Annotated in this window: 17 protein-coding genes and 3 rRNA genes; 13 read left to right on the top strand and 7 right to left on the bottom strand. The window is 67.8% G+C overall.

All coding sequences use genetic code 11. The features are described 5' to 3' along the window. Positions 1-34: 34 nt before the first annotated feature. The 7 genes from EDD92_RS19580 (at position 35) to EDD92_RS19550 (ending at position 7,770) form a co-directional block, all read left to right on the top strand. Complete coding sequence (locus tag EDD92_RS19580; protein WP_260326617.1) at positions 35-412, top strand: DUF3499 domain-containing protein; 378 nt, start codon at positions 35-37, stop codon at positions 410-412. 132 nt (positions 413-544) lie between these two features. Beyond that, positions 545-2,161 carry an L-lactate permease gene (locus EDD92_RS19575; RefSeq protein WP_123970452.1) on the top strand — a complete coding sequence of 539 codons (1,617 nt, stop codon included), beginning with the start codon at positions 545-547 and terminating at the stop codon, positions 2,159-2,161. Between the two features lie 171 nt (positions 2,162-2,332). Next, a complete protein-coding gene (locus EDD92_RS19570) occupies positions 2,333-3,697 on the top strand; it encodes a phosphomannomutase/phosphoglucomutase (RefSeq protein ID WP_123965520.1) in 1,365 nt (454 codons plus the stop codon). A gap of 275 nt (positions 3,698-3,972) precedes the next feature. Continuing rightward, positions 3,973-4,173, top strand: a complete 201-nt coding sequence (locus EDD92_RS19565; protein WP_123965519.1) for a Trm112 family protein — start codon at positions 3,973-3,975, stop codon at positions 4,171-4,173. 123 nt (positions 4,174-4,296) lie between these two features. Next, positions 4,297-5,427: an SIS domain-containing protein gene (locus tag EDD92_RS19560; protein ID WP_123965518.1), complete on the top strand. Its 1,131-nt coding sequence runs from the start codon at positions 4,297-4,299 to the stop codon at positions 5,425-5,427. A gap of 74 nt (positions 5,428-5,501) precedes the next feature. After that, positions 5,502-6,653: a mannose-6-phosphate isomerase, class I gene (gene manA, locus EDD92_RS19555; protein WP_123965517.1), complete on the top strand. Its 1,152-nt coding sequence runs from the start codon at positions 5,502-5,504 to the stop codon at positions 6,651-6,653. A gap of 136 nt (positions 6,654-6,789) precedes the next feature. Further along, the gene (locus tag EDD92_RS19550; protein WP_123965516.1) at positions 6,790-7,770 is read left to right on the top strand and encodes a cation diffusion facilitator family transporter; all 981 of its coding nucleotides are present in this window, start codon (positions 6,790-6,792) and stop codon (positions 7,768-7,770) included. A gap of 69 nt (positions 7,771-7,839) precedes the next feature. Here the strand turns inward: EDD92_RS19550 and lepB are convergent, their stop codons facing one another. Together lepB and EDD92_RS19540 are read right to left on the bottom strand one after the other, a co-directional pair. Then, on the bottom strand, positions 7,840-8,508 hold the full coding sequence (lepB, locus tag EDD92_RS19545) for a signal peptidase I (RefSeq protein ID WP_123965515.1): 669 nt from the start codon (positions 8,506-8,508) through the stop codon (positions 7,840-7,842). A 107-nt stretch (positions 8,509-8,615) separates the two neighbouring features. Continuing rightward, the gene (locus EDD92_RS19540; RefSeq protein ID WP_123965514.1) at positions 8,616-10,721 is read right to left on the bottom strand and encodes a fructose-specific PTS transporter subunit EIIC; all 2,106 of its coding nucleotides are present in this window, start codon (positions 10,719-10,721) and stop codon (positions 8,616-8,618) included. A gap of 467 nt (positions 10,722-11,188) precedes the next feature. Between EDD92_RS19540 and ahcY the strand changes: the two genes are divergently transcribed. Beyond that, the gene (gene ahcY, locus EDD92_RS19530) at positions 11,189-12,646 is read left to right on the top strand and encodes an adenosylhomocysteinase (protein WP_123965513.1); all 1,458 of its coding nucleotides are present in this window, start codon (positions 11,189-11,191) and stop codon (positions 12,644-12,646) included. A 157-nt stretch (positions 12,647-12,803) separates the two neighbouring features. After that, a complete protein-coding gene (locus EDD92_RS19525; protein ID WP_123965512.1) occupies positions 12,804-13,418 on the top strand; it encodes a hypothetical protein in 615 nt (204 codons plus the stop codon). Positions 13,419-13,516: 98 nt separating this feature from the next. On the opposite strand, the gene EDD92_RS19520 is transcribed toward EDD92_RS19525, so the two are convergent. After that, on the bottom strand, positions 13,517-14,563 hold the full coding sequence (locus EDD92_RS19520; protein ID WP_123965511.1) for an RDD family protein: 1,047 nt from the start codon (positions 14,561-14,563) through the stop codon (positions 13,517-13,519). A gap of 129 nt (positions 14,564-14,692) precedes the next feature. Between EDD92_RS19520 and EDD92_RS19515 the strand changes: the two genes are divergently transcribed. The 4 genes from EDD92_RS19515 to rrf all read left to right on the top strand — a co-directional run bounded on the left by EDD92_RS19515 (position 14,693) and on the right by rrf (position 21,430). Further along, a complete protein-coding gene (locus EDD92_RS19515) occupies positions 14,693-15,700 on the top strand; it encodes a stage II sporulation protein M (protein ID WP_123965510.1) in 1,008 nt (335 codons plus the stop codon). A gap of 562 nt (positions 15,701-16,262) precedes the next feature. Continuing rightward, positions 16,263-17,788 (top strand): 16S ribosomal RNA (locus tag EDD92_RS19505). A 307-nt stretch (positions 17,789-18,095) separates the two neighbouring features. Continuing rightward, positions 18,096-21,218: ribosomal RNA gene (locus tag EDD92_RS19500) — 23S ribosomal RNA — on the top strand. A 95-nt stretch (positions 21,219-21,313) separates the two neighbouring features. Next, positions 21,314-21,430 (top strand): 5S ribosomal RNA (rrf, locus tag EDD92_RS19495). Together the 16S, 23S and 5S rRNA genes form the textbook arrangement of a ribosomal RNA operon. 93 nt (positions 21,431-21,523) lie before the next feature. On the opposite strand, the gene EDD92_RS19490 is transcribed toward rrf, so the two are convergent. The 4 genes from EDD92_RS19490 to EDD92_RS19475 are packed head-to-tail and all read right to left on the bottom strand — an operon-like array spanning position 21,524 to position 25,771. Further along, complete coding sequence (locus EDD92_RS19490) at positions 21,524-22,834, bottom strand: DUF58 domain-containing protein (protein WP_123965509.1); 1,311 nt, start codon at positions 22,832-22,834, stop codon at positions 21,524-21,526. Further along, complete coding sequence (locus EDD92_RS19485; RefSeq protein ID WP_123965508.1) at positions 22,834-23,823, bottom strand: MoxR family ATPase; 990 nt, start codon at positions 23,821-23,823, stop codon at positions 22,834-22,836. The genes EDD92_RS19490 and EDD92_RS19485 overlap by 1 nt, the downstream gene beginning before the upstream one ends. Beyond that, on the bottom strand, positions 23,823-25,019 hold the full coding sequence (locus EDD92_RS19480; protein ID WP_123965507.1) for a DUF4350 domain-containing protein: 1,197 nt from the start codon (positions 25,017-25,019) through the stop codon (positions 23,823-23,825). Before EDD92_RS19480 ends, EDD92_RS19485 begins: the two co-directional genes overlap by 1 nt. After that, positions 25,016-25,771, bottom strand: a complete 756-nt coding sequence (locus EDD92_RS19475) for a DUF4129 domain-containing protein (RefSeq protein ID WP_260326616.1) — start codon at positions 25,769-25,771, stop codon at positions 25,016-25,018. The genes EDD92_RS19480 and EDD92_RS19475 overlap by 4 nt, the downstream gene beginning before the upstream one ends. Positions 25,772-25,791: the final 20 nt, after the last annotated feature.

The raw sequence follows: 25,791 nt of genomic DNA, 5'->3' as shown, positions 1-25,791 counted from the left end.
CGGCCCGCTCAAGAGTGCGGTACCGTCCAACGTCGTGAGCCCTGTACGTCGCTGTTCGCGCACCGCTTGCGGCCGTCCCGCCGTCGCGACGCTGACGTACGTCTACGCCGACTCGACCGCGGTCCTCGGCCCGCTCGCCACCTACGCCGAACCCCACTGCTACGACCTGTGCGCCGAGCACTCCGAGCGCCTCACCGCCCCGCGCGGCTGGGAGGTCGTCCGACTGCTCGACGGTTCCGCTCCGGCCCGCCCCAGCGGCGACGACCTGGAAGCGCTTGCCAACGCGGTGCGCGAGGCGGCCCGCCCCCAGGAGCGGGCGGCAGGTGGCGGCGGTGGCGGGGCGCGCACGGCGGACCCGATGGAGGTCGCGCGGCGCGGGCATCTGCGGGTACTGCGGTCTCCGGACAACTGAGCGCCTCCGTCCGCCCCCCGTTCCGCCCACTGATGCACACCCATTGACGCCCCCTTGTCGCGGACACGACCATTCCGGTGATGCCACCGGCGGGAAATCGCTTTCCGCATGCCGGAATCCGGGGAGGCGCCCGTGTACGTCCAGGAACTGGAACCCGTCGCCGACTCGCTCGGCCTGTCCGCCCTCGTCGCAGCCCTGCCCCTGCTGATCGTCCTGATCCTGCTCGGCGGAGTGCGCATGAAAGCGCATCTGGCGGGCCTGGCAGGGCTTCTCGCGGCCGTTCTGGTCGCCTGGCTCGCCTACCGCATGCCGCTCGGCCAAACGCTCTCCAGCGCCGCCCAGGGGGCCGTCTTCGGCCTCTTCCCCATCCTGTGGATCGTGATCAACGCGCTGTGGGTGTACCGCATGACGGTCCGCACCCGGCACTTCGACATCCTGCGCCGCTCCTTCGGGCGGCTGTCGGACGACCCGCGCATCCAGGCGCTCGTGGTCGCGTTCTGCTTCGGCGCGCTCCTGGAGGCCCTCGCCGGATTCGGTGCGCCGGTCGCGATCTGCTCCGTCATGCTCGTCGCCCTCGGCTTCGACCCCGTGCGCGCCGCAGTCGTCGCGCTCGTCGCCAACACAGCCCCCGTGGCCTTCGGGGCGATGGGCACACCGGTCGTGACCCTCGCGCAGGTGACGGGGCTGCCGCTGGACTCCGTGGCCTCTGTGGTGGGGCGTCAGACGCCGCTGCTGGCACTGGTGGTGCCGCTCGTCCTGGTCTGGCTCGTGGACGGGCGGCGCGGCCTGCGCCAGACCTGGGTGCCCGCCCTGGTGTGCGGAGTCGCCTTCGCCGTCGCCCAGTTCGCCGCCTCCAACTACGTCTCCGCACAACTGGCCGACATCGGCGCCTCCTTGGCGGGCGCGGGTGCCCTGGTCGCCGTACCGCACGCGCGCGTGCCCGCCACCGAGTCGGTACGCACGTCCGTGCTGACCGGCGTACGCAGCGAGGAGCTGGACGAGGAGGACCCGCGGCGCGAAGTCCTGCGCGCCTACGCCCCATACGCGCTCATCGTCGCGATCTTCTCGGTCGCGCAGATCCCGGCGGTCAAGGACCGGCTGGCCGCGGCGACGCAGACGTACGACTGGCCGTTCCTGGATGTCGCGGGGCCGGACGGGAAGCCGGTCGGCGGCAATGTCTTCACCTGGCCGATCGTGTCGACGGGCGGCACGCTCGTGCTGCTCGCCGGAGTGTGCACGGCGGTCGTACTCGGCGTGCACGCGCGCGGGGCCGTCAAGGAGTGGCTGGCGACCGTGCACGAGCTGAGGTTCGCGATCCTGACCGTGACGTCCGTGCTGGCGCTCGCGTACGTCATGAACCTCTCCGGACAGGCGGGCACCATCGGCCACTTCGTGGCGGCGGCGGGAGCCGGACTGCCCTTCCTGTCACCCGTCCTGGGCTGGTTCGGGGTGGCGGTCTCCGGCTCGGACACCTCGGCCAACGCGCTCTTCGGAGCCCTGCAGGTGACCGCGGCCCGCGAATCCGGCCTGTCGCCCGAACTCCTGGCCGCAGCCAACAGTTCGGGCGGCGTGCTCGGGAAGATGATCTCGCCGCAGAACCTCACCATCGCGTGCGCGGCCGTGGGCCTCGCGGGCCGCGAGGGGGACCTGCTGCGCAAGGTGCTGCCCTGGAGCGTGGGCCTGCTGCTGGTGATGTGCCTGATCGTGGTGGGCCAGAGCTCACCGGTCCTGGACTGGATGCTGCCCTGACTCGTCGCGGACCCTGTTCCGCTCTTCCCGGATCCTGGCCCGGTTCTTCCCGGTTTCTCACCCTGCTCTGACCTGAGGTTACGGCTGGGAGTCCACTCGGAGTCCGCACAGCGCACGGCCGGCCGGTACGGGTAGTTTGAGGCGACCGATAGGACTTCAGGAGGGTTGGCCGTGGCTGCTGATCTGTCGCAGATCGTGAAGGCGTACGACGTACGCGGGGTGGTCCCGGACCAATGGGACGAGTCGCTGGCCGAGCTCTTCGGGGCGGCCTTCGTCCAGGTGACCGGGGCGGACGCGATCGTGACCGGCCACGACATGCGGCCCTCGTCGCCGGGCCTGTCGCGTGCCTTCGCGCGCGGGGCGGCCGCACAGGGCGTCGACGTGACCGAGATCGGCCTGTGCTCGACCGACCAGCTCTACTACGCCTCGGGCGCCCTGAACCTGCCGGGCGCGATGTTCACGGCCTCGCACAATCCGGCGCAGTACAACGGCATCAAGCTGTGCCGCGCGGGCGCGGCGCCGGTGGGCCAGGACACGGGCCTGTCCCGGATCCGCGAACTGGCCGAGCAGTGGAGCGAGTCGGGCGCCCCCGAGCCGGTCGCCGAGCCGGGAACCGTCACCTCGCGCGACACGTTGTCGGACTACGCGGCCCACCTCCGCTCCCTCGTCGACCTGACCTCCGTCCGCCCCCTGAAGGTCGTCGTCGACGCGGGCAACGGCATGGGCGGCCACACCGTCCCCACGGTCTTCGCGGGCCTGCCCCTGACCGTCGTACCCATGTACTTCGAACTCGACGGCACGTTCCCGAACCACGAGGCGAACCCGCTGGACCCGGCGAACCTCGTCGACCTGCAGCAGCGCGTGCGCGAGGAGTCCGCCGACCTGGGCATCGCCTTCGACGGCGACGCGGACCGCTGCTTCGTCGTCGACGAGCACGGCGACCCGGTCCCGCCGTCCGCCATCACGGCCCTGGTGGCCGCGCGCGAGCTGGCCAGGAACGGCGGCAAGGGCGTGATCATCCACAACCTGATCACCTCCTGGTCGGTCCCCGAGGTGGTGCGCGAACACGGCGGCACCCCGGCCCGTACCCGAGTCGGCCACTCCTTCATCAAGGCCGAAATGGCGAAGTCGGGCGCGATCTTCGGCGGCGAGCACTCGGCGCACTACTACTTCAAGGACTTCTGGAACGCCGACACGGGCATGCTGGCCGCCCTCCACGTCCTCGCGGCCCTCGGTGGCCAGGACGGCCCGCTTTCCGAACTGGTCGCCGAGTACGACCGCTACGTCGGCTCCGGCGAGATCAACTCCACGGTCGCCGACCAGGCCGACCGCCTGGCGGCCATCAAGGCGGCGTACGGCGCCCGCGAGGACATCGCCCTCGACGAACTCGACGGCCTGACGGTCACCTCCACCGACTGGTGGTTCAACGTCCGCCCCTCCAACACGGAACCCCTGCTCCGGCTGAACGCGGAGGCGAGGGACGAGGCGACGATGACGAAGATCCGGGACGAGGCTCTGGCGATCATCCGAGGGTGACCCGCTCAGCCCGTCCGGTCTCTGGTTTTTCAGCCCGTCCGGCGTTTGAGGACGAAGCCGTTCAGGCCGATGGGGGTCCAGGGGGCGGAGCCCCCTGGCGGGGCCGCAGGGGCAGCGCCCCTGGGACGGGACGGGTAGGGGCGGCGGGGGCGATCCCCTCCCACAGCCACCCGACCCGACTCCGGACCAACCCCGGCACCCCGCCCCCCACGGCGGTACGCTGACCAGGCACATCCGCACACGCACACGCGCGCACCCCCCGAAGGGACACACCCATGCCGCTCGAAGCCGGCCTCCTGGAGATCCTCGCCTGCCCGGCCTGCCATGCCCCGCTCAAGGAGCAGGAAACCGAGGGGCAGGAGACCAAGGAGCAGGAAACCGAGCTGATCTGCACGGGCAAGGACTGCGGCCTGGCCTACCCCATCCGCGACGGCATCCCCGTCCTGCTCGTCGACGAGGCCCGCCGCCCCGCGTAACGCCGAGCCCGGCCACCCGCGCAAGAAGGCGCCCGCAAAAAGGCACCCGCGCAGGAAGCCCCCGCCGCGCGTACGATCCCGGCGCGCACACAAAGAACCCCCGGCGATCGGAGGCTGCCGCCCATGCTCGACGAATCGCTGCTCGACACTCCCGAAGCCCTCTCGGAGGCCGACCGCCGCGCCCTGCTCCGCGGCGCCGCCGAGGCAGGCGCCCGCGTCCGCACGGCCGCCCGGCACGCCGCAGAGGCCGGCGTGGCCGACCTCAAGCCCGACGGCCGCCCCCGCGCGGTCCTCATCGCGGGCCCCGGCGCCGCAGCGATCTGCGTCGCCGATCTCCTCGGCACCCTCGCCGGCCCCGGCAGTCCCGTCATCCGGCTCGCCCCCACCGGCGTCGCCCCCGCCGCCGGCGCCCTGCGCTGGGAACTCCCGGGCTGGGCCGGCAGCGTCGACCTGCTTCTGATCACCACCCCGGACGGCACCGAACCGGGCCTGTCCCTGCTCGCCGACGCCGCCTACCGCCGCGGCTGCACGGTCGTCGCCGTCGCCCCCGCCCGCACCCCGCTCACCGAGGCGGTGGAAAGCGCCCACGGCCTCTTCGTGCCGATGGCCACAGCCCCCTACGAGGAGGAAGACCAGGAGCTCGCCGCCTCCGCCCCCGGCGTCTTGTGGGCCCTGCTCACGCCCCTCCTCGCCCTCCTCGACCGCACCGGCCTGGTCACCGCCCCGCCGGAGGCCGTCGAGAAGATCGCCGACCGTCTCGACCACATCGCCGAACGCTGCGGCCCCGCCATCGCGACCTACAGCAACCCCGCCAAGACGCTCGCCGCCGAACTCGCCGACACGCTGCCCGTCGTATGGACCGAGGGCGTCTCGGCAGGCCCCGCGGGACGGCGCTTCGCGGCCGCCCTCGCCGAACTCGCGGGCCGCCCGGCGGTCGTCGCCGAACTCCCCGAGGCACTCGCCGCACACGGCGCCCTGCTGGCCGGTCCGCTCGCCGCCAGCGCCGACCCCGACGACTTCTTCCGCGACCGCGTAGAGGAAGCGCCCGCCCTGCACGCGCGCGTGGTGCTGCTCCGCGACCGCCCGATCGAAGGCCTCACCGCCGCCCCCGCCGCTCGTGACCTGGCCCTCAGCCACGACACGCCGATCAGCGAACTGGAACCGGAACCCGGCGGCGAACTGGAGACCCTCGCCGAACTGATCGCCATCACGGATTTCGCCGCCGTTTACCTGGCGCTTGCCTCGGGGGCCTGACGTTGACCCGCGCAACCCGCGCCTACTGACCAGCGCCCGCCGAGCGCGGCGTACGTACGGAGACGAAGACACAGATGGACCGCCTCGACAACACCGTCCGCCCCTACGCCTGGGGTTCGACCACCGCGATCCCGCACCTGCTCGGTGTCGAACCGAGCGGGGAACCGCAGGCGGAGATGTGGATGGGCGCCCACCCCGGCGCCCCCTCGCGCACCGGACGCGGCACGCTCGTCGAGGTCGTCGACGCGGACCCGGAGAAGGAACTCGGCCCGGCCGCCGTCGCCAAGTTCGGCCCCCGCCTGCCCTTCCTCCTCAAGATCCTCGCCGCCGGCGCCCCGCTCTCCCTCCAGGTGCACCCCAACCTGGCGCAGGCGAAGGCGGGTTATGAGGACGAGGAGCGCCGGAACATCCCCGTCGACGCCCCGCACCGCAACTACAAGGACGCCAACCACAAGCCCGAACTGATCTGCGCGCTCACCGAGTTCGACGGACTGTGCGGCTTCCGCGACCCGCTCCAGGCCGCAGACCTGCTGGACGGCCTGGGTGTCGACTCCCTCAAGCCGTACGTCGACCTGCTGCACGCCCACCCCGAGGACGCCGCCCTGCGCGAGGTCCTCACGGCGATCCTCACCGCCGACCCCGAGGAGATGCACCACACGGTCGCCGAAGCCGCGGCCGCCTGCACCCGCCTCGGCGGCGACCACGCGCCCTACGCGGACATCGCCCACCACTATCCCGGCGACCCGGGCGTCATCGCCGCCATGCTCCTCAACTACGTCCGCCTGCAGCCCGGCGAGGCCCTTTTCCTCGGCGCCGGCATCCCGCACGCCTACCTCAACGGTCTCGGCGTCGAGATCATGGCCAACTCCGACAACGTTCTGCGCTGCGGCCTGACCCCCAAGCACGTCGACGTCCCCGAACTCCTGCGCATCGTCCGCTTCGAGGCCAGTGACCCCGGCGTGCTGCGCCCCGAGGCGTCCCCGGACGGCGAAGAGGTCTACGAGACCCCGATCGACGAATTCCGGCTGTCGCGCTACGTCCTCCCCGAGGGCGGCGCCGCCCACGACCTCACCCGCGCCACCCCGCAGATCCTGCTCTGCACGGCCGGTTTTGTGCATGCGGGCGAACACGAACTGCGCCCCGGCCAGTCGGTCTTCGTCCCGGCGGGCGAGAAGGCCGAGGTGTCCGGAGCGGGTACGGTCTTCCGGGCCACTGTGATCGTATGACCGGGGTTGTGGATACCTGACGCGCCGTCGTCGGGCAGGGCTGCAAGAATGGCCCACCGGCAAAGGACGGGCAAAGCCGCGACGAGGCGGGGCCCCGCACGGCGTACGTACGAAGGCGAAGGGACAACGCGGACAGATGAGCGCGTCAGGCGGCACCAGGGCGATCGTGGCGGCACTCGGCGCCAACCTCGCGATTGCGGCATCGAAGTTCGTGGCGTTCGCGTTCAGCGGTTCGTCGTCGATGCTCGCCGAGGGCGTCCACTCGCTCGCCGACTCGGGCAACCAGTTCCTGCTGCTGATCGGCGGCAAGAAGGCCCAGCGCGAGGCCACCCCGCAGCACCCCTTCGGGTACGGCCGCGAGCGGTACATCTACGCCTTCCTCGTCTCCATCGTCCTCTTCTCGGTCGGCGGCATGTTCGCCATCTACGAGGGCTACGAGAAGATCCGCCACCCGCACGAAGTGGAGCACTGGTACTGGCCGGTGGGCGTCCTCGTCTTCGCGATCATCGCCGAGGGCTTCTCCTTCAAGACGGCCATCAAGGAGTCGAACGAACTGCGCGGCAAGCTGTCCTGGTCGCAGTTCATCCGCCGCGCCAAGGCGCCCGAGCTGCCCGTGGTCCTCCTGGAGGACTTCGGCGCCCTGATCGGTCTGGTCCTGGCACTCGGCGGTGTCGGCCTCGCCCTGCTCACCGGCGACGGCGTCTGGGACGGCATCGGCACGGTGTGCATCGGCATCCTGCTCGTCCTGATCGCCCTGGTCCTCGCCGCCGAGACCAAGTCCCTCCTCCTCGGTGAGGCCGCCGGGATCGACGAGGTCAAGCAGATCGAGGCGGCCATCGTCGACGGCGACACCGTCACCGGCATCATCCACATGCGCACGCTCCACCTCGGCCCCGAGGAACTGCTGATCGCAGCCAAGATCGCCGTCCAGCACGACGACACGGCCGCCGAGGTCGCCTCCGCCATCAACGCCGCCGAGGCCCGCATCCGCGCCGCGGTCCCCATCGCCCGTGTCATCTACCTCGAGCCGGACATCTACAGCGAGGCGGAGGCGGCGAAGGGCCCCGACCGCGAGGCCACGCCCGGCGGACCGGCACCGCACCCTGCCGGCCACTGACACCACTGCGCCGTACGGCACTTCGCCGTACGACGACGGGGCCCGCCGAACGCTCGGCGGGCCCCGTCGTCATACCTGCACGGCCCAGGGCGCAGGCGGGGGCACTACGACCCGCTTCCGCACGGCCACGGCCGCGATCCCCAGGCCGAGTCCCGTGAGCGCCATCAAGCCCCCCACCAGCGCGGCCACCCCGAGCAGGGCCAGCCCGGTGTAGTCGTCCGTCACACGGCCGTGGACCGCGCTCACCGGGACGGTGCCTCCGTGATCGTCGGGAAAGGCTCGCGAGTCCCGCGAGTTCGACCGGTGATCACCGAGCAGAAAGAGCCGGCCCTCGGGCACCTTCACGGCGTACTCGTGGTGCATCCCGTCGGCGATGCCGCCTGCCAGGTACGGCTCGTCGAGCGGTTTGCCGTTCACGAGGAGCCGCTCGCCCTCGCCCTCCCCCGTGCAGCAGACGAGGTGATCGCCGCCGACACCGATGACGCGCTGCATGACGACGGCGCCCTGGTAGCGCTCCGGCGCCGAGTAGAGCACGACGTCGCCCCGCCGCACCCCGGTCCCGTCCATGCGCTCGTACACCAGCTGCTGCCCCTGTGTGTACGTCGGCGACATGCTGTCGCTGGCCACCGTGGTGCCGTGGTAGCCCGTCCACAGGCTCACCAGCGCCACAACCACCAGGACGACCCCCAGCGGCCCCAGCACCCCGGCCCAGATCCCGAGCTTCCGCGCCCTGCTCATCGCCACTCCCTCCCCACGCGGAACATCCGCGCCGCGCAGAGGGTAGCCGCCCGCTGTGAACCGGCTGTGCGGGCCCGCGCGCTCGACGGGCGCGGGCCCTGGGCCGGCTACCGGATCTCGCTCAGCACACCGAGGACCGCCCGCTCGTCCCGGGCCGCCGTCAGCCGCTCCCGGAACCCGGCGTCCGTCAACTTCCGCGACAGCAACGCCAGAATCCGCAGATGCTCATCACCCGCGGCCGCCTCGGGTACGGCGATCATGAACACCAGCCGCGCCTTCGTACCGTCCATCGAGCCCCACTCGACGCCCTCGTCGGAGCGGGCGAACCCGACCACCGGAGCCGTCACCGCGTCCGTCTTGGCATGCGGAATTGCGATCTCCTCGCCGAGCCCGGTGGTGCCCTGCTCCTCGCGCCGCAGCGCCGTCCGCACGAGCTCGTCCACGTCCGCCACCTCGCCGCTCCCGGCCAGCAGGTCCGCCATCTCCCGGATGGCGGCCTCCTTCTCCTGCGCGTCGAGCCCGACCTTGACCGTCTGCTCGGTGAGATAGCCGGAGAGGACATCGCCACAGGGTTCGGCGGCACCGGCAGGGTCGGCCTCGGGCGCTGAGCCCGGGCCCCCCGAACCGGAAGCGGACGGCGCGGTTCCATGTTCGGCCCGCGGCGCTACGACGGCATGCTCGCCCGAACCCGACGCCACGCCGGCGCCGACCGGGACCAGCGCGGGCTCGGCATCCGCCACCCCCGCACCGACCGCCGCCGCACCGCTCCGCCTGCGCTCAGCGATGTCGACCAGCGTCACCGTGGTCAGCGCCGTGACCACCGTGCCGATCACCACGGCCACGAAGAACATCGGTACGCCGCTCACCGCGCCCAGCAGGGCCACGATCGGCCCACCGTGGGGAACCGCGTCCTTCACTCCCGCGATCCCGGCGACCGCACCGGCCACCGCGCCGCCGAGCATGTTGGCCGGAATGACCTGCGCGGGCCGCGCCGCCGCGAACGGGATCGCACCCTCCGAGATACCGAAACAGCCCATGAACAGGGACGCAAGACCGGTCTCCCGCTCCTGCTCGGTGTAGAGCCGCTGCCGTATCAGCGTCGCCAGCCCCTGCCCCAGCGGCATGACCGGGATCGCGGCCGCGCACATCCCCATGACCGTCTGGTTGCCGGTCGCGATGAGCCCGGCGCCGAACAGGAACGCCGTCTTGTTCACCGGCCCACCCATGTCGAACGCGATCATGAGCCCCAGAATCGCGCCGAGCAGAACCGCACTCGTACCCGTCATTCCACTGAGCCGGCTGGTCAGATGCTCGAACACCCACGAGATCGGCTTCCCGATGACGTAGATGAAGAACATCCCGAGCACCGTCGTCGCCACAATCGGGATCACGATGATCGGCATGATCGGCTGTACGAACTTCGGGACCCTGGCCTTCTTGATCCACAGCACCAGATACCCGGCGAGAAACCCGGTCACGATCGCCCCGATGAACCCGGCACCGGCCTTGGAGTCGTACAACGACCCGGTGTTGGCGATCCAGCCACCGATCATGCCCGGCACGAGTGCAGGCCGATCACCGATGGCGTACGCGATGTACCCGGACAGAATCGGCACCATCAGCGTGAAGCCGATGACCCCGACGTTGTTCAGGTCCATCCAGAAGGAGCCCTTCGGGATGACCAGACCACCTGAGGGGTCCGTGTGCCCACCGAGTGAGAGCGAGACGGCGATCAGCAACCCGCCGACCACCACAAACGGGATCATGTAACTGACCCCGTTCATCAGCGCCTTGTATGTGACGCTCCGCTCCCTGCCACCGGCGGCGCTGGGGGACGCCGCCCCGGGCCGGTGGACCGGCGCCGCCCGCACCTGCTCGATCAGCCGCTCGGGGTGGTGAATCCCCTCGGCCACTCCGACCTTGAGAACCCGCTTGCCCGCGAAACGACTCAGATCCACATCCTTGTCCGCGGCCACGATGACGCCGTCCGCGGTTCTGACATCGTTGTCGCTCAGGACGTTTTCAGCCCCGATGGACCCCTGCGTCTCCACCTTCATGTCGATGCCACGGCTCTCGGCAGCCTGCGCGAGCTTCTCCGCGGCCATATATGTGTGTGCGATGCCGGTCGGGCATGCGGTGACCGCGAGCAGCTTCAGCCGCCTCTGCTCGCCGTTGCCGCCGCCCGTGGGGGGAGGGCCGGCCGGATTCGTCACATCGATCTCCTAACGCCTTCGTCGCGCGAAACGCCGTCCCGGGCGCCCCGCAAGATCGATCAGTGGTTCCCGATCTTCTGGCATCCTGCAACATCCACTGCCCTGCTCAAAGGCGCGAAAGTCCCTGTTCGACCTGGTCTGCTGCCTCCTGTTCTCCCGTTCGTAGGTGTCCTGTTATCGCTCTCCCGACCCTCGCGGCCGGCACCCGCCGAACGCTCGATCGGCGCGATGTGTTCGAAGGCGGACTGGGGTCGCCGGGGCGGCCGGTGTAGCTTGGAACCGAGCCAGACGTCGCTGCTGATGGCGGTCGGGCGGTCCCACCGCGGACCGACCGAGGGAGAGAGGGCCTCCGACGGACTGCGCTGCGCGCACGCGGGCATGCCTGTGTCCTCTTCGGGCACCCCTGTGTCCGCCGCCGCGCAGACCAGCCGTACCCACCTCGCCCCAACCCCGAGGAGCAGCTCGCAATGACGACTGTCGAGAACCGACAGGACTTCAAGGTCGCCGACCTCTCCCTGGCCGTCTTCGGCCGCAAGGAGATCACCCTCGCCGAGCACGAGATGCCCGGCCTGATGGCGATCCGCAAGGAATACGCCGAGACCCAGCCCCTGGCCGGCGCCCGTGTCACCGGCTCTCTGCACATGACCGTGCAGACCGCCGTGCTCATCGAGACCCTGGTCGCCCTGGGCGCGCAGGTCCGCTGGGCGTCCTGCAACATCTTCTCCACCCAGGACCACGCGGCCGCCGCCATCGCCGTCGGCCCGAACGGCACGCCCGAGAACCCGCAGGGCGTCCCGGTCTTCGCCTGGAAGGGCGAGACCCTGGAGGAGTACTGGTGGTGCACGGAGCAGGCGCTGACCTGGCCGGACAGCCCCACCGGCGGCCCCAACATGATCCTCGACGACGGCGGTGACGCCACCCTCCTCGTCCACAAGGGCGTGGAGTACGAGAAGGACGGCAAGGTCCCCTCCGTCGACACCGCCGAGTCCGACGAGCACCGCGTCATCCTCGAGCTCCTGCACCGCACCATCACCAACGGCTCGCAGAAGTGGACCCAGCTCGCCTCGGAGATCCGTGGGGTGACCGAGGAGACCACCACCGGCGTGCACCGTCTGTACGAGATGCAGCGCGACGGTGTCCTTCTGTTCCCGGCGATCAACGTCAACGACGCCGTCACCAAGTCGAAGTTCGACAACAAGTACGGCTGCCGCCACTCCCTGATCGACGGCATCAACCGCGCCACCGACGTCCTCATCGGCGGCAAGACCGCGGTCGTGTGCGGCTACGGCGACGTGGGCAAGGGCTGTGCGGAGTCCCTGCGCGGGCAGGGTGCCCGCGTCATCGTGACCGAGATCGACCCGATCTGCGCCCTGCAGGCGGCGATGGACGGCTACCAGGTCACGACGCTGGACGAGGTCGTCGACAAGGCCGACATCTTCGTCACCACGACCGGCAACAAGGACATCATCATGGCCTCGGACATGGCCAAGATGAAGCACCAGGCGATCGTCGGCAACATCGGCCACTTCGACAACGAGATCGACATGGCCGGCCTCGCCAGGATCCCGGGCATCGTCAAGGACGAGGTCAAGCCGCAGGTCCACACCTGGACCTTCCCCGACGGCAAGGTGATCATCATCCTGTCCGAGGGTCGTCTGCTGAACCTGGGCAACGCCACCGGCCACCCGTCGTTCGTGATGTCCAACTCCTTCGCGGACCAGACCCTGGCCCAGATCGAGCTGTTCACCAAGCCCGACGAGTACCCGACCGGCGTGTACACGCTGCCCAAGCACCTCGACGAGAAGGTCGCCCGTCTCCACCTGGACTCGCTCGGCGTGAAGCTGACCACGCTCCGCCCCGAGCAGGCCGCGTACATCGGCGTCCAGGTCGAGGGCCCGTACAAGTCGGACCACTACCGCTACTGAGCGGCTCGGCGCAGCCGCTGGTGAGCGTGTCGGTGCGCTGACGCGCTCACCAGTAGCAGTTCCTCCGAGGCAGGCCCCCGCACCCCCGTGCCGGGGGCCTGCCCCTTTGGCTCTGCGGCCCGTCGGCCGGACCAGCCCGTCAAGACCCAGGACCCCCATGCCCCGCGGCCGTTATTCGCTCCACGATCCGCACGATCACATCCCCCTCGCAGAAGAGCACTTCCACTGCGCCCCTGGACCCTCCGGCTGGCGCTACGTCTCCCAACTCACCACCCCCGCCGGCGAACACCGGGGCTCCGTCGACCTCGCCCTCGATGAGCTGGGGCGACCCATCCGCCTCGAGCTGCACGCCGCGGGCTGGCAGGTCCGCGGTGCCGCCCTCGACGGCGTCACCTGGGTCCGGACAGACCCGACCGGAACACATGCCACCGAAGGCAACGTGCGCGCCCACGCCTTCACCGGCACATCCCCCGCGTTCCTCATCGCCACCAGCCGTCTCCTGCGCCTCACCCCCTCCGCCACAGCAACCCGCGTACGCCTCGTCGCCTTCACCGACCCCGTCCTCGCCCCGCGCACCGTGGACCAGTCCTGGGCCTTGGTGAACAGAGAAACACACGCCACTGACAACGCCCCGCTGACCGTGGACGAATACCAGGTCACAGCCCTGGACACGGGTGAGCAGCACGCCGTACACATCGCCGGTGACGTGGTGCTCGCCGCGCCCGGCATCGAGCTCGAAGACCTCGAATCGCCGCCGTCCACATTCACCTGAGCATTCGCCTGAGCGAGACGTTCGCGGAAGCGTTGCAGGGGGAGACGCGCGGACACAGCCGCCTGGGCCGGGCGGCTCATACGGCGGCCGCCAAGGGCCTACGCCGGTGGCACGAACCCGGTGGACTCGGTGGTTCCGCCCGCGCCGGCGGCTGGACGGTCGCTCGACGGCGCATCCTGCTGCGCGGACTGCGCGGTCTGCGTCGTCTCGTGTGCAGGAGCTTCCTGTGACGGCGCCTCAGCCTGCCATCCGACGGCAGCCGTCTGCGCCGCATGAGCAGCCGGCGGTGCCGTCACCGGGGGGAATCCGGCCGGAGGTTCGTAGGAGCCAGGCGCACCAGCCGGGCGCAGTGCACCCGCAGGCCCCCCACTCGCAGCCGGGCTCCCGACCGCGGATCCATTCGCGAACGCTCGTCGTGCCTCCCGGGCCTGCCGCTCCTGCACCACAGCCGCCAGATACGCCGCCGGCGGAACCCCCTGCGGCACCGGCGTACCCGTACGCGCCGCGAGATCCGAGGCGAGCCGCTCCGCCATCGCCCCGCCGACCTGCGGGTCCAGCTGCTGCATGCGCGACAGATACTGACGGACGGCGAGCCACAACCCGTCGGGAACCGCAGACAGATCAAGCTCAGAGAACCTCCCGGCCAGCCAGGGCGGCGGCGGAGGCAAGAAGCCCGTCCGCACCGCAGGCACCCTTTCCCGAACGACGAGAGTCCCGGCGAACACGTCGCCGAGCCGACGCCCCCGAGCCGACACAAGGGATGCGATGCAGGCGACGACCCCGAACGTCAGCAGGATCTCGACCACACCGATCCCACCCCGAACCAGCGCATGCCGGAACCGGATCGGCCCCCCGTCGTCCCGCACCACCCGCAGCCCGCACGCCAACTTTCCGAGCGACCGCCCATGGCTGAGCGTCTCGACCGCGATCGGCCCGCCCACCAGCACCAGAACGAAGGTCGCGATCGACACCGCGATCTGTGCCGCGTCGTCCAGTGAAGCGGTGGCAGCGACCAGAGCGATGGTCAGGACCACGTAGACGACCATGGCCACGACCAGGTCGAGCAAGACTGCAAGCGCCCTGCTGGGCAGCCTCGCGGGGCGCAACTCCAGCGCCACCGCCTCGCCCGTCACAAGCTCACTCACGCCCGTAGTCCTTCCCCTGGCCTGCCCCGTGAACGGTCAGTCTGCCAAGCTGAGGGCGCATCGCGCCGCAGTACGAAAAGCTGACCCCACGACGAGCCGCCGACGAACAGCCGAGGAGCAGGCAAACCGATGGACCTCGACGTCTTCGTCACTGCCCACCGAGCCGAATGGGATCGCCTCGACGCCCTCCTCAGGCGTCAACGCCGTCTCACCGGCGCGGAGGCCGACGAACTCGTCGCGCTCTACCAGCGCACGGCCACCCACCTCTCTCTGATCCAATCCAGCGCCCCGGACCCCCAGCTGACCGGACGCCTCAGCCAGCTCGTGGCACGCGCGCGTAGCGCAGTGACAGGCACCCGACGCGCCTCCTGGCGAGACGTCACCCGCTTCCTGACGCAGGGATTCCCTGCTGCGGTCTACAGATCGCGACGCTGGTGGGTCCCCACAGCGCTTCTGTCCACCCTCGTCGCCGTCCTTCTGGGCTGGTGGATAGGCACCCACCCAGAGGTGCAGGCCACGATTGCGGCCCCCAGCGAGCTGCGTGAACTCACCCGCCCAGGGGGACAGTACGAGACGTACTACTCGAGCCACCCTGCGGCGTCCTTCGCCGCCCAGGTCTGGACGAACAACGCCTGGGCCGCCGCCCAGTGCCTGATCCTGGGCGTCTTCCTCGGCCTGCCCGTCCTCTGGATCCTCCTCCAGAACATGCTCAACCTCGGGGTCGGCTTCGGGCTGATGTCCTCGGCCGGCAGGCTCGACACCTTCCTCGGCCTCGTCCTCCCACACGGCCTGCTCGAACTGACCGCTGTCTTCGTGGCCGCCGGCACCGGCCTCCGCCTCGGTTGGACCCTCATAGACCCGGGCCCCCGCTCCCGACGCACGGCCCTCGCCGAGGAGGGCCGCGCCGCCGTGGGCATGGCGATCGGTCTCGCGCTCGTCCTCTTCGTCTCAGGAGCCATCGAAGGCTTCGTCACCCCGTCGGGCCTGCCCACGTGGGCTCGAATAGGCATCGGGGTCGCTGTAGAGCTCGCCTTCCTCATGTACGTCTTCGTCCTGGGCGGCCGAGCGGTCCGTGCCGGAGAGACGGGTGACGTCGATACAGCCGAGCGCAGCGCCACGGTGCCGACGGCCGCCTGATGTGCGGCCGCACCTCCTGACCTGTTAGTCTCTCCTTCGCCCCGCAGGAGCCGTTGACACGGACCGAGTGGGGAGGTAGATTCGAACAGTTGCCTGGAACTGGATCTAGTCCGGTCGGCAGCAGTGAGTGTCTGTCTGCTTCTCGGAAACATCGATTTCGAAGAAGCCACTCCCGATGAATCGGAAATGAGCGGCCGGTCAGTCCGGCTCGAAACTTCTGATAAAGTCGGAGCCGCCGGAAAGGGAAACGCGAAAGCGGGAACCTGGAAAGCACCGAGGAAATCGGGTCGGGAAACGGTCTGATAGAGTCGGAAACGCAAGACCGAAGGGAAACTGCCCGGAGGAAAGCCCGAGAGGGTGAGTACAAAGGAAGCGTCCGTTCCTTGAGAACTCAACAGCGTGCCAAAAATCAACGCCAGATATGTTGATACCCCGTTCTCGGCCGTCATGGCCGGGGCGAGGTTCCTTTGAAAAAAACACAGCGAGGACGCTGTGAACGGCCGGGCTTATTCCGCCTGGCTGTTCCGCTCTCGTGATGTGTGCACCCGATCACGGGTAAACATTCACGGAGAGTTTGATCCTGGCTCAGGACGAACGCTGGCGGCGTGCTTAACACATGCAAGTCGAACGATGAAGCCCTTCGGGGTGGATTAGTGGCGAACGGGTGAGTAACACGTGGGCAATCTGCCCTTCACTCTGGGACAAGCCCTGGAAACGGGGTCTAATACCGGATATGAGCCTGGGAGGCATCTCCCGGGTTGTAAAGCTCCGGCGGTGAAGGATGAGCCCGCGGCCTATCAGCTTGTTGGTGAGGTAACGGCTCACCAAGGCGACGACGGGTAGCCGGCCTGAGAGGGCGACCGGCCACACTGGGACTGAGACACGGCCCAGACTCCTACGGGAGGCAGCAGTGGGGAATATTGCACAATGGGCGAAAGCCTGATGCAGCGACGCCGCGTGAGGGATGACGGCCTTCGGGTTGTAAACCTCTTTCAGCAGGGAAGAAGCGCAAGTGACGGTACCTGCAGAAGAAGCGCCGGCTAACTACGTGCCAGCAGCCGCGGTAATACGTAGGGCGCAAGCGTTGTCCGGAATTATTGGGCGTAAAGAGCTCGTAGGCGGCTTGTCACGTCGGGTGTGAAAGCCCGGGGCTTAACCCCGGGTCTGCATTCGATACGGGCAGGCTAGAGTGTGGTAGGGGAGATCGGAATTCCTGGTGTAGCGGTGAAATGCGCAGATATCAGGAGGAACACCGGTGGCGAAGGCGGATCTCTGGGCCATTACTGACGCTGAGGAGCGAAAGCGTGGGGAGCGAACAGGATTAGATACCCTGGTAGTCCACGCCGTAAACGGTGGGAACTAGGTGTTGGCGACATTCCACGTCGTCGGTGCCGCAGCTAACGCATTAAGTTCCCCGCCTGGGGAGTACGGCCGCAAGGCTAAAACTCAAAGGAATTGACGGGGGCCCGCACAAGCAGCGGAGCATGTGGCTTAATTCGACGCAACGCGAAGAACCTTACCAAGGCTTGACATACACCGGAAACATCCAGAGATGGGTGCCCCCTTGTGGTCGGTGTACAGGTGGTGCATGGCTGTCGTCAGCTCGTGTCGTGAGATGTTGGGTTAAGTCCCGCAACGAGCGCAACCCTTGTCCCGTGTTGCCAGCATGCCCTTCGGGGTGATGGGGACTCACGGGAGACCGCCGGGGTCAACTCGGAGGAAGGTGGGGACGACGTCAAGTCATCATGCCCCTTATGTCTTGGGCTGCACACGTGCTACAATGGCCGGTACAATGAGCTGCGATACCGTGAGGTGGAGCGAATCTCAAAAAGCCGGTCTCAGTTCGGATTGGGGTCTGCAACTCGACCCCATGAAGTCGGAGTTGCTAGTAATCGCAGATCAGCAGTGCTGCGGTGAATACGTTCCCGGGCCTTGTACACACCGCCCGTCACGTCACGAAAGTCGGTAACACCCGAAGCCGGTGGCCCAACCCCTTGTGGGAGGGAGCTGTCGAAGGTGGGACTGGCGATTGGGACGAAGTCGTAACAAGGTAGCCGTACCGGAAGGTGCGGCTGGATCACCTCCTTTCTAAGGAGCATCTAGCTGCCGCAAGGCAGCCAGAGCCACTACGCAGGCAAACGTCCTGCGGTGGTCAGCTCATGGGTGGAACGTTGATTATTCGGCACTTTCAGTCATCTTGGGCTGCCAGTACTGCTCTTCGGAGCGTGGAACGCTGATCACGAGTGGCGGGAGTGCCGGGCACGTTGTTGGGTGTCTGAGGGCACGGCCGTGAGGCTGCCTTCAGTTGCCGGTCCCAGTGAACTCCAGCTTTTGGTTGGGGGTGATGGGTGGCTGGTCGTTGTTTGAGAACTGCACAGTGGACGCGAGCATCTGTGGCCAAGTTTTTAAGGGCGCACGGTGGATGCCTTGGCACCAGGAACCGATGAAGGACGTGGGAGGCCACGATAGGCCCCGGGGAGTCGTCAACCAGGCTTTGATCCGGGGGTGTCCGAATGGGGAAACCCGGCAGTCGTCATGGGCTGTCACCCTTGCCTGAACACATAGGGCAAGTGGAGGGAACGCGGGGAAGTGAAACATCTCAGTACCCGCAGGAAGAGAAAACAACCGTGATTCCGGGAGTAGTGGCGAGCGAAACCGGATGAGGCCAAACCTACGACGTGTGAGACCCGGCAGGGGTTGCGTCGTGGGGGTTGTGGGATCTCTCTTCTGTCGTCTGCCGGCGACAGGACGAGTCAGAAACCGTTGATGTAGGCGAAGGACATGCGAAAGGTCCGGCGTAGAGGGTAAGACCCCCGTAGTCGAAACGTCAGCGGCTCGTTGGAGAGACACCCAAGTAGCACGGGGCCCGAGAAATCCCGTGTGAATCTGGCGGGACCACCCGCTAAGCCTAAATATTCCCTGGTGACCGATAGCGGATAGTACCGTGAGGGAATGGTGAAAAGTACCGCGGGAGCGGAGTGAAATAGTACCTGAAACCGTGTGCCTACAAGCCGTGGGAGCGTCGGACATCAAGCTTGCTTGGTGTCTCGTGACTGCGTGCCTTTTGAAGAATGAGCCTGCGAGTTTGCGGTGTGTTGCGAGGTTAACCCGGGTGGGGTAGCCGTAGCGAAAGCGAGTCCGAATAGGGCGTTTTAGTAGCACGCTCAAGACCCGAAGCGGAGTGATCTAGCCATGGGCAGGTTGAAGCGGAGGTAAGACTTCGTGGAGGACCGAACCCACCAGGGTTGAAAACCTGGGGGATGACCTGTGGTTAGGGGTGAAAGGCCAATCAAACTCCGTGATAGCTGGTTCTCCCCGAAATGCATTTAGGTGCAGCGTCGTGTGTTTCTTGCCGGAGGTAGAGCACTGGATAGGCGATGGGCCCTACCGGGTTACTGACCTTAGCCAAACTCCGAATGCCGGTAAGTGAGAGCGCGGCAGTGAGACTGTGGGGGATAAGCTCCATGGTCGAGAGGGAAACAGCCCAGAGCATCGACTAAGGCCCCTAAGCGTACGCTAAGTGGGAAAGGATGTGGAGTCGCACAGACAACCAGGAGGTTGGCTTAGAAGCAGCCACCCTTGAAAGAGTGCGTAATAGCTCACTGGTCTAGTGATTCCGCGCCGACAATGTAGCGGGGCTCAAGCGTACCGCCGAAGTCGTGTCATTGCAGTAATACTCCCAACGGAGGCTGTGATGGGTAGGGGAGCGTCGTGTGCCGGGTGAAGCAGCGCCGGAAGGCAGTTGTGGACGGTTCACGAGTGAGAATGCAGGCATGAGTAGCGATTCACACGTGAGAAACGTGTGCGCCGATTGACTAAGGGTTCCTGGGTCAAGCTGATCTGCCCAGGGTAAGTCGGGACCTAAGGCGAGGCCGACAGGCGTAGTCGATGGATAACCGGTTGATATTCCGGTACCCGCTGTGAAGCGTCAAACATCGAACCAGGCGATGCTAAGTCCGTGAAGCCGCCCCGGAGCCTTCGGGCAAAGGGGAGTGGTGGAGCCGACGGACCAGACCTGTAGTAGGTGAGTGATGGGGTGACGCAGGAAGGTAGTCCAGCCCGGGCGGTGGTTGTCCCGGGGTAAGGGTGTAGCCCGAGTGGTAGGCAAATCCGCCACTCATATGGGGTGAGACCTGATGCCGAGCCGATTGTGGTGAAGTGGATGATCCTATGCTGTCGAGAAAAGCCTCTAGCGAGTTTCATGGCGGCCCGTACCCTAAACCGACTCAGGTGGTCAGGTAGAGAATACCGAGGCGTTCGGGTGAACTATGGTTAAGGAACTCGGCAAAATGCCCCCGTAACTTCGGGAGAAGGGGGGCCACACCTGGTGATGGGCTTTACGTCCTGAGCTGGGGGTGGCCGCAGAGACCAGCGAGAAGCGACTGTTTACTAAAAACACAGGTCCGTGCGAAGCCGTAAGGCGATGTATACGGACTGACGCCTGCCCGGTGCTGGAACGTTAAGGGGACCGGTTAGCTCCATTTCGGTGGGGCGAAGCTGAGAACTTAAGCGCCAGTAAACGGCGGTGGTAACTATAACCATCCTAAGGTAGCGAAATTCCTTGTCGGGTAAGTTCCGACCTGCACGAATGGCGTAACGACTTCTCGACTGTCTCAACCATAGGCCCGGTGAAATTGCACTACGAGTAAAGATGCTCGTTTCGCGCAGCAGGACGGAAAGACCCCGGGACCTTTACTACAGTTTGATATTGGTGTTCGGTTCGGCTTGTGTAGGATAGCTGGGAGACTGTGAAGCTTGGACGCCAGTTCAGGTGGAGTCGTCGTTGAAATACCAGTCTGGTCGTGCTGGATGTCTAACCTGGGTCCGTGATCCGGATCAGGGACAGTGTCTGATGGGTAGTTTAACTGGGGCGGTTGCCTCCTAAAGAGTAACGGAGGCGCCCAAAGGTTCCCTCAGCCTGGTTGGCAATCAGGTGTTGAGTGTAAGTGCACAAGGGAGCTTGACTGTGAGACCGACGGGTCGAGCAGGGACGAAAGTCGGGACTAGTGATCCGGCGGTGGCTTGTGGAAGCGCCGTCGCTCAACGGATAAAAGGTACCCCGGGGATAACAGGCTGATCTTCCCCAAGAGTCCATATCGACGGGATGGTTTGGCACCTCGATGTCGGCTCGTCGCATCCTGGGGCTGGAGTCGGTCCCAAGGGTTGGGCTGTTCGCCCATTAAAGCGGTACGCGAGCTGGGTTTAGAACGTCGTGAGACAGTTCGGTCCCTATCCGCTGTGCGCGCAGGAGTCTTGAGAAGGGCTGTCCCTAGTACGAGAGGACCGGGACGGACGAACCTCTGGTGTGCCAGTTGTCCTGCCAAGGGCATGGCTGGTTGGCTACGTTCGGGAGGGATAACCGCTGAAAGCATCTAAGCGGGAAGCCTGCTTCGAGATGAGGACTCCCACCCACTTGATGGGGTAAGGCTCCCAGTAGACGACTGGGTTGATAGGCCGGATCTGGAAGCACCGCAAGGTGTGGAGGTGACCGGTACTAATAGGCCGAGGGCTTGTCCTCAGTTGCTCGCGTCCACTGTGTTGGTTCTGAAACCACGAACGGCCCCGCGTCCGGTCACGGCGTGGTGCGGCAGACGTTCGACAGTTTCATAGTGTTTCGGTGGTTATAGCGTGAGGGAAACGCCCGGTTACATTCCGAACCCGGAAGCTAAGCCTTACAGCGCCGATGGTACTGCAGGGGGGACCCTGTGGGAGAGTAGGACGCCGCCGAACAAATTTTGAGAAAACCCCCGTACCGATAACCGGTACGGGGGTTTTCTGCGTTTCAGGGCTTAGGTCTCGGGCCCTTCAAAGAGGGCCCTTGTCTTACAGACGACCTGCCGCCTTCAGGGCCAGATACGCATCCGCCAGTGCCGGCGCCAGTTCTTCGGGAGTCTCGTCGACGACCGTGACTCCATGACGGCGGAGCTGCTCCGCGGTGCGGTGGCGTTCACTTTGGGCCTGGGCAGCGGCTGCAGCTTCGTAGACGGCCTCGGTGTTTCCACGAGCATTCGCCATACGAGCGATGTATGGATCCGCTACCGATGCCATCAGAATTGTGTGGCGCTGGGTGAGTTGAGAGAGCACCGGAAGCAGACCTTCCTCCACGGGGGCCGCATCGAGGCTTGTGAGCAGCACGATGAGTGAGCGGCGGGGGGCCGTGCGGAGTGCGGTCGCTGTCAGGCCTCGGGCATCCAGTTCGACCAGTTCGGGTTCGAGCGTGGCCATCGCGTTGACCAGGGACGGGAGGACGTCGCGTGCTGTGCGGCCCTGGACGAGGGTGCGTACCCGGCGGTCGTAGGCGAGCAGGTCCACTCGGTCGCCGGCGCGTGAAGCGAGTGCTGCCAGGAGCAGGGCCGCGTCCATGGAGGCGTCGAGGCGGGGGGCGTCCCCCACGCGGCCTGCTGAGGTGCGGCCGGTGTCCAGGACGATCAGGATGTGACGGTCGCGTTCGGGACGCCACGTGCGCACGGCAACCGCGGACTGGCGGGCCGTCGCACGCCAGTCGATGGAGCGGGTGTCGTCCCCTGGTACGTACTCGCGCAGGCTGTCGAATTCTGTCCCCTCGCCGCGAGTGAGCACGCTGGTGCGGCCGTCCAGCTCGCGGAGGCGTGCGAGTTTCGACGGCAGGTGCTTGCGGCTGGTGAAGGGAGGCAGGACGCGTACTGTCCAAGGGACCTGGTGGCTGCCTTGGCGTGAGAACAGACCGAGCGGGCCGTAGGAGCGGATCGTCACGCGGTCTGCCTGACGGTCGCCGCGGCGGCTGGGGCGTAGACGGGTGGTGGCGCGGCGGCGTTCGCCTGCAGGCACGGTCAGGCGGTGGCGGGACGCCGCGAACTCTGTGCCGGGCTGCCAACTGCTGGGGGGCCAGGCGTCGCGCAGGCGGGCCCGGACGAGGCGGCGCGATGGATTGGTGACGGTGAGGGTCACGTCGGCGGCCTCGCCCAGGCGGACGGACGTGTCCCCGGAGCGGGTCAGGCCTAGGCGCCGTACCGGTGCCGCGAGGGCGAAGTCGCAGGCGCAGGCCAAGGCCAGGGGACCGTTCACGGCGAGGATGCCCGTCCAGCTGGGGTCCCAGATTCCGACGGGGAGGGAGCCGAGGGCTGCGAGGAGCGCGGCGCGTCCGGTGAGTGCCATCAGCGGGGGACGGGGACGTGGGCGAGGATTGCGTTGATGACGGAGTCGGCCGTGACGCCTTCCATCTCTGCCTCGGGGCGGAGTTGCACGCGGTGTCGGAGGGTGGGGAGCGCCAGGGCCTTGACGTCGTCAGGGATGACGTAGTCACGGCCCGTGAGCCATGCCCATGCGCGCGAGGTGGCGAGGAGGGCCGTGGCGCCGCGTGGGGAGACGCCCAGGGCGAGGGACGGCGACTCGCGGGTTGCCCGGCAGATGTCCACCACGTAGGCGGTGATTTCCGGGGAGATGGCTGTCTTGGCGACCGCGGCGCGGGCGGCCTCCAAGTCGGCCCCGCCGGCCACGGGGCGTAGGCCGGCGGCGCGGAGGTCGCGCGGATTGAAGCCCTCGGCGTGTCGGGTGAGGACGTCGATCTCGTCCTGGCGGGAGGGGAGAGGGACCGTCAGTTTGAGGAGGAAACGGTCGAGTTGGGCTTCGGGGAGGGGGTATGTGCCCTCGTATTCGACCGGGTTCTGGGTTGCGGCGACCAGGAAGGGGTCGGGGAGCGGGCGCGGGGTGCCGTCGACCGTGACCTGGCGTTCTTCCATGGCTTCCAGGAGGGACGACTGGGTCTTCGGGGGCGTGCGGTTGATCTCGTCGGCCAGGAGGAGGTTGGTGAAGACCGGTCCGGGCTGGAACGAGAACTCGGCGGTGCGAGTGTCGTAGACCAGCGAGCCCGTGACATCGCTCGGCATCAGGTCGGGGGTGAACTGTACGCGCTTCGTGTCGAGTTCGAGTGCGGAGGCGAGGGCGCGTACGAGCAACGTTTTGGCGACCCCGGGGACTCCTTCTAGTAGTACATGTCCGCGGCAGAGGAGGGCGACGACGAGGCCGGTCACGGCGGGGTCCTGGCCGACCACGGCTTTGGCGATCTCGGCGCGCAGGGCTTCCAGGGAGGCTCGGGCTTTGCCCGGGTCCCCGGTGTGCCCGGCGTTGTCAGTGGTCGGGTCCATCATGGACGGCGTACCTCTCTTTCGAGGGCGTCGAGTTGGTCGGCGAGGGCGATGAGAGCCGCGTCGTCGCTGGGCGGCGGGCCGAAGAGGAGGGAGTTCAGGGCCTGTCCGTCGCCGTGGAGGTGGGCGGACAGGGCGGGGAGCAGGGCCTCGGGCGCGTGCGCCTGGGCGGCGGGGACGCCGACGAGGGGGGCGAGGCGGGTGCGGGTGGTGGAGCGAAGAGCGGCGGCCGCGCGGTCGCGGGCGTTCGCCTTGCGGTAGAGACGAGCGCGGCCTTCGACGGTTTCGGAGGCGCGGATCGCCACGGGGAGTTTTTCGTGCACGAGGGGGCCCAGTCGGCGTGCACGCCAGAAGGCTGCGAGGGCTGCCGCGACGAAGAGTTGCAGTGTGGCCCAGAGCCAGCCGGAAGGAACCAGGTCGAAGAAGCCCTTTTCGTCGCCGGTGTCGGTGGCGGAGCTGTCGGAAAGCGTGGGGAGGTACCAGACCAGATGGGGGCGGGAGCCGAGGAGTTGGAGGGCGAGCGAGGCGTTGCCCTCCTTGTCGAGGCGGTCGTTGAAGAGGATGTCGGGCGCGCCGAGGACGACGGTGTCGCCGTCTCCGGAGGTCTCCGGGATGCGCAGGAGGGTGGCCAGGCGCTCGCTGCGGTAGCACTCGTCGGCGCCGAGGCGTGTGGTGGTGTAGCGGATGCCGCCCGTGTCTGCGGTGCCCGCGCGGCGGGCGGCGGGCAGTTGGCAGTCGGGGGAGAGCGTCGAGTCGAAGCTGGTGGCGGGGTCCGCGGTGACGCCGGGGGCAAGCTTCTCGACGGACGAGCTGCCTGGGGCGACGAGGAGGGTGCGGCCACCGGAGTGTGCGGTCGCGGAGTGCAACCGGGTCTGTTGACGGTGTGTCAACAGATCGGGGAGGGCGACCAGGAGGGTTGTGTCCGGGGCGGCTGCGGCGCGCGCCCCGTCCAGAGTGGTGACCACGCGCGTGGACACGCCGCGGTCGGCGAGGAGTTCGGCAACGGCGCGGCTGCCGTAGGGGTCGACGGAGCGTGGGTTGAGTTCGCCGTGCCGGGTGTCGGAGCGGATCACGGCGATCACGACGGCCGCTGCCAGGAGGAGCACGACGCCGAGTGCGATGCCGCGTGCGCGGGTCCACACCTGGCGTGCGGTGGGCGAGGCCGAGGTGGACGGGAGCATGACCTCGGTCGTCATCCGGCGGCTCCCTGGCGGGCGTTGTGGGCTGTGCTGGGCCCGCTGCTCGCGAGCTGGGGCCTGGTGCGTTCGAGATCGCGGTCGAGTTCGGCCATGCGGTGGTACGACTGCTCGCTCGCCCTTCGGCCGCCGTATGTCACATCGTCGAAGTCCCGGGCGGCTGTGTGCAGCCGGTCTTGGTGGTCGGGTAGTGCGCGGCCTGCTTCTGCGGCTGCCTCGTCCGCGGTGCGGCCGGGGCGGATGTCGAGGAGTGCGCGTTCCTCGAGGGAGCGGACGATGCCACGCATGCGTTCTTGGACGGCTTGGTTCCAGTGGCCCTGGGCGGCGTGTGCCTCGGCGGCCGCGCGGTGTTCGGTGGCGCTGCGGGGACGATCGTCGAACAGGGTGGCGGACGAGGCGGGTTCGCGTCGTGGTGTGCCCAACCGCCACCACAGCGCGCCCAGCAACGCGAGGACGGCCACGATGACGACGACCAGGCCGAGTGTGCCTCCGGGCGTCGCGGTCGCCGCCGAGCCGAACAGCTTGTCGACCCAGTCCCAGAAGGCGTTCAGGGCGCGCTGGAACAGGCTGGGGTCGTTCTCGTGGTACATGCGCTTCGACAGCTCGCGACGGGCTGCCTCACGTGCAGGATCCCGAGGGATCGTCACCGGCGGTTCGTCGCCGGAGTGCGCCAGTGACAACACGGATGTGTTGCCGGCGCGCAGCAGCGTTCGTACGGCCGATGCTGCGGCGCGCGGCAGGACCGTCGGCACCGCTGTGAGAACTCCCCCCG

It is taken from the genome of Streptomyces sp. TLI_185, assembly GCF_003814765.1.
Lineage (GTDB): Bacteria > Actinomycetota > Actinomycetes > Streptomycetales > Streptomycetaceae > Streptomyces.
Note: the sequence above shows the minus strand (reverse complement) of the source record. Positions and strands in the feature narration are given on the sequence as shown.